This window comes from Kitasatospora sp. MY 5-36 (assembly GCF_001182915.1).
Taxonomy (GTDB): domain Bacteria; phylum Actinomycetota; class Actinomycetes; order Streptomycetales; family Streptomycetaceae; genus Kitasatospora.
The window spans coordinates 1-4,358 of the sequence record NZ_LFVW01000798.1 but is presented as its reverse complement, the minus strand read 5'-3'; the positions used below and the strand labels follow the sequence as shown (position 1 = coordinate 4,358).

Annotated in this window: 5 protein-coding genes; 1 reads left to right on the top strand and 4 read right to left on the bottom strand. The window is 71.7% G+C overall.

What is annotated here, in order from left to right; all coding sequences use genetic code 11:
- A partial coding sequence (locus tag AE652_RS45710; protein WP_234348664.1) for a glycosyltransferase family 4 protein occupies positions 1-175 on the bottom strand: 175 nt, incomplete at its 3' end.
- Positions 176-428: 253 nt separating this feature from the next.
- Complete coding sequence (locus AE652_RS36230) at positions 429-869, bottom strand: SRPBCC family protein (protein WP_049659265.1); 441 nt, start codon at positions 867-869, stop codon at positions 429-431.
- Positions 870-960: 91 nt separating this feature from the next.
- Between AE652_RS36230 and AE652_RS36225 the strand changes: the two genes are divergently transcribed.
- Complete coding sequence (locus tag AE652_RS36225) at positions 961-1,860, top strand: HipA family kinase (RefSeq protein WP_049659266.1); 900 nt, start codon at positions 961-963, stop codon at positions 1,858-1,860.
- A 114-nt stretch (positions 1,861-1,974) separates the two neighbouring features.
- On the opposite strand, the gene AE652_RS36220 is transcribed toward AE652_RS36225, so the two are convergent.
- Positions 1,975-3,459, bottom strand: a complete 1,485-nt coding sequence (locus tag AE652_RS36220; RefSeq protein WP_049659264.1) for a S8 family serine peptidase — start codon at positions 3,457-3,459, stop codon at positions 1,975-1,977.
- Between the two features lie 252 nt (positions 3,460-3,711).
- On the bottom strand, positions 3,712-4,358 hold a 647-nt coding region (locus tag AE652_RS36215), incomplete at its 5' end, for an amidohydrolase family protein (RefSeq protein WP_049659263.1).

The window sequence follows — 4,358 nt, the reverse complement described above, 5'->3', positions numbered from 1 at the left end:
GGGCGGGCCAGTCCTGGACCAGCGCGCCCACCGCGGCGGCCTCCGCGGCCAGCCGCCCGCCGCGCGGGCAGGCGACCAGCACCCGGTGGCCGGCCTCCCGCTGGCCCCGGACCAGATCGGCGACGACGCGGGCGACCCCGCCGTCCACCGGTTGGGAAATGTGAAGGATCGTCATATGCACGGCGGCGAGCCTAGGGTGGCCCACCGGTGCCGGGCGGCCCCCGTCACCCGCAGGTGGCGGTTCGGCCACCCGTACGGCTTTCGGCTCGTACGGGAGACCGAACCGCTCGAATCCCCGGGCGATTCGAGCGGTTCGATGGATCTACGCGCGCGAATCGCGCGGTTGGCGAATCCGGGGGCCGACGGACCGCGGTGGCCCCGGCGGACCCACGTGGACCTCGGTGGGCCTCAGCGGACCTCGGTGGGCCTCAGCGGACCTCGGCGGCCAGGTTGGCCAGCACCTGGTCGTGGATCCGGTTCAGGCCCTTCGGGGCGAAGGTGCGCTCGAAGAAGCCGCCGATGCCGCTGGCGCCCTGCCAGGTGGCGGTCACGGTGACCTTGGCGCGGCCCTCGCCGACGGCCGAGACGGTCCAGGTGATCACCATGCTGGAGTTGGCGTCCTTCTCGACCAGCTGGTCGGGCTCGGGCGCGGAGACGGTGAAGAGGCAGTCGCGCACCCGCTTCTCGGTGGCCTGGAGCTTCCAGTGCACCTGGGTGCCGGCACCGGTGCCGCCGACCCGCACCTCGTACTCGCTGTACTGCGCGGGCAGCAGCTTCGGGCGGGTCACCTGGTAGTCGGCCAGCGCCTCGTACACCCGCTCGGGCGCGGCGTCGTAGACCCGCTCGGTGGTGGCCTGCACCTGTCCCATGACCTTGCTCTCCTCATGTGGTGGGAACCGCTCTGTCCGGCAAGCCAATCACAGGGTCCAGCCCGCGACGCGGCGGGATAGGGTGGCCGGTGTGCTCGATCTGGTGACTGCTGTGCGCTACGTCGACCCGCTGCGGGCCGGCGGCTCCGTTCCGGGCGTGGTGGAGACCGACGACCTAGGCACATACGTGGTCAAGTTCACCGGGGCCGCGCAGGGCCGCAAGGCGCTGATCGCCGAGGTCATCGTCGGTGAGCTGGCCCGGCGGCTGGGCCTGCGGGTGCCGGAGCTGCGGCTGGTGGACTTCGACCCGGCCGTCGCCGCGGACGAACCGGACGCCGAGATCCAGGACATGCTCAAGGCCAGCGCCGGGGTCAACCTCGGGATGGACCTGCTGCCCGGCGCGCGGGACTTCCGGCCGGGGATGATCACCGTGGACTCGGCCGAGGCCGGCCGGGTGGTCTGGCTGGACGCCCTGACCGGCAACGTCGACCGCACCGTGCACAACCCCAACCTGGTGGTCTGGCACGGGCGGCTCTGGCTGATCGACAACGGCGCCGCGCTGATCTTCCACCACCGCTGGGCGGGGGCCGAGGCCTCGGTCGGCAAGCGGTACGACCTCAGCGCCCACGCGCTCGGCGGCTCGGCCCCGGACGTCCGGCTGGCCGACGAGGAGCTCGGGCCGCTGGTCACCGTGCCGCTGCTGGAGGAGGTGGCGGCGCTCGTCCCGGACGAGTGGCTGGCCGGCGAGCCCGGCTTCGACTCGGTGGACGCCGTCCGGCACGCCTACGTCGCCCATCTCGCCGCCCGGGTGGTGCTCTCCGAGGAGTGGCTGCCGGAGGGCTTCGCCACGCCCGAGCAGCTGCGCGAGGCGGAGCGGCGGCGGGCGGCCCGGACCAGGGCCGGGCGGCCGGCCTGGCTGCGGGACGTACCGGACCTGCACGGCAAGCCGTCGGTGGAGACGGCCTGGGAGCAGTACGCCGACGAGGGCTAGCCGGGTTCGGGCCCGACGCGGCCGGAACGCCGACGGGTGGGAACGCGACCGGGGAGCGGACCCTGTGGGCCCGCTCCCCGGTTCTACTGTTCAGTGCTGTCCGCGGTCAGCGCGTCAGCGCCACCACTGGACCGCCTTCTCGGCGTTGACCAGGCCCGCGCCGTAGAAGCCGTTGTCGTTCGTGGTGCCCTCGCAGGTGGCCTTCCAGGCACCGGCACCGCCCGGGTTGAACTCGCCCTTCGGGCACGGGACGGACTCGGCGTGGCTGGTCAGCATCTCGGTCAGCTCGTCCGGGCTGGCCCACGGGAAGGTGCTGGCGAGCAGCGCGACCACGCCGGCGACGTGCGGGGTGGCCATCGAGGTGCCCTGCATGTAGCCGTACTTGCCACCGGGGATGGTGGACAGGATGCGGCCGTCCTTGTCGGGGGTGTCCGGGAGCTGGAAGCGGCGGTCGCCACCGGGCGCGGTGACGGAGACGACGCCCTTGCCGTAGCTGGAGTAGTACGCCTTGACACCCTCGGAGCCCACCGCGGAGACGGCGACGACGCCGGGCAGCTCGGTCGGCAGCGACAGGCAGTCGTTGGTGACCGGGCGGGAGGCGGGGGTGGTGTCGTCCGGGCTGGCCACGTCGACGGTCTTGTGCGCCAGGTCGAGGTTCTCGTTACCGGCGGCGGCGACGTTGAGGACGCCCTTGCGCTGCGAGAAGGCGACGGCCTTGCGGACGGCGTCCGAGATGGCGGCCTGGTCCTTGTCCGTCTTGCAGTTGAACATCCACGGGTCGACGAAGTAGCTGTTGTTGGTCACCTTGAAGCCGTGCTCGCCGGCCCAGACGAAGCCGCAGACCGCGTTCTCCGGGTAGATGAACCCGCCGTCGTCGACGACCTTGACGGCGGCCAGCTTGACGTTCGGCGCGACACCGACGATGCCCTTGCCGTTCTTGGCGGCGCCGATGGTGCCGGCCACGTGGGTGCCGTGGTCGCTGGTGGTCGGCTGCCAGGCCTTCCAGTCGGTGTTCGTCTTGCCGTCGATGCAGGAGACCGACTGCGAGGCGTCCACGTTGGCGGCCAGGTCCTCGTGGGTGGCGTCGATGCCGGAGTCCAGGACGCCGACGGTGACGTTGCGGCTGCCGAGCGAGATCTTGTGGGCCTTGTCGGCACCGATCTGACGCATGTCCCACTGGTAGGCGTCGTAGGGCTCCTGGCCCGGGGCGGCCGCGGCGGCCGGCTCGGCGGCAACGTCGGCCTTGCCCTGGTCGGAGGCCTGGATGCCCTTGGTGCGGCTGGCACCGACCGAGTCGACGCCCTTGGCCAGGCGCAGCTTCTCGGCGAACTTGGTGTCGTTCGAGCGGGCGACCACGACGCCGACCTGCTCGTACGACTGGACCACCGTGCCGCCGAGGCCGGTGATGGCCTTCTCGACCTTCTGCACCTGACCGTGGTTGGCCTTGGTGTTGACGACGTAGCTCATCACCGGACCGGTCGTCGGGTCGGCCGCGGGGGCCGCGACGGCGGTGCCGGCCGGCAGCGCGAGGGCGCCGGCAGTGGCGAGCACGACGCCCACTGCCGCGTACCGGGTACCGCTGATCCGAGGAACACGCATGAGGGTTGGCCTCCCGAGTCGTCAAGGCGGCAGCTGCGGTGGCAGGTGCGCTTGGGAATGACCGGGACGCTAATGAATATTTGCTTATAAGCGCAAGAGGTAGTCATCTAATCGTCACATCTGAACCAGAAACCGGGATGCGACCGTTCGGGGGTCAACAGGGAAACAGAGGTCAAGAGTGTTAAAAAGTGATGGTTCGCCGACGTGCGGCCACACCCCTCGGAACCTCGGCCACCAGCGCGGATCGCGCCGCTACAACGCGTACAACCGACGCGCGTTGCCGCCCGCGACCAGGCCCGCCACCCGCTCGGCGTCGGCCGCGGAACAGGCGCCGTCGGCCTGCCAGTCCGCCAGCACCGCGCCCAGTCCGTACCGGAACTGACAGGTCCCCACCAGAAAGAGTTCGGGCAGCCCGTAGGCGTCGGTGGAGAACAGCAATTTTCCGAACGGGGCCAGCTCCAGCATCTCGCCCAGCACCGCGGCCACCCGCGGCCCGGTGTAGGAGGCCGTCAACCCGAGGTCGGTGTACACCGTCGGGAAGGCCTGGGCCAGCCAGGCGGCCTGCCGGTGGTACGGGTAGCCGTGCAGCAGCACCAGCGGGACGCCACTGGGCTCGGCGGCCCGCACGAAGTCCGTCAGCAGCGACGGGTCGGCCCGGTGCAGGGTCAGGTCCGGATCGCCGAAGCCGGTGTGGAGTTGGAGCGGCAGGCCGAGCTCGGCGCAGACGTCCACGGCCGTCCAGAGCAGGTGGTGCAGCAGCACCGGATCCGTCAGCCGGCCTTGCCCGGCGCGCAGGTGGGCGCCGGCCGCGGCCACCACGGCCGCGGTGGCGGGGCGTTCGGCGGGGGCCGCCAGCCCGTGCCGGTAGGCGAGCACCGACTTGACCGCGACGGCCCCGG

What these genes read in the sequence shown, in the direction of transcription:
- AE652_RS36230 (WP_049659265.1), bottom strand. Translation starts at nt 869, where the DNA reads ATGGGACAGGTGCAGGCCACCACCGAGCGGGTCTACGACGCCGCGCCC.
- AE652_RS36220 (WP_049659264.1), bottom strand. Translation starts at nt 3,459, where the DNA reads ATGCGTGTTCCTCGGATCAGCGGTACCCGGTACGCGGCAGTGGGCGTC.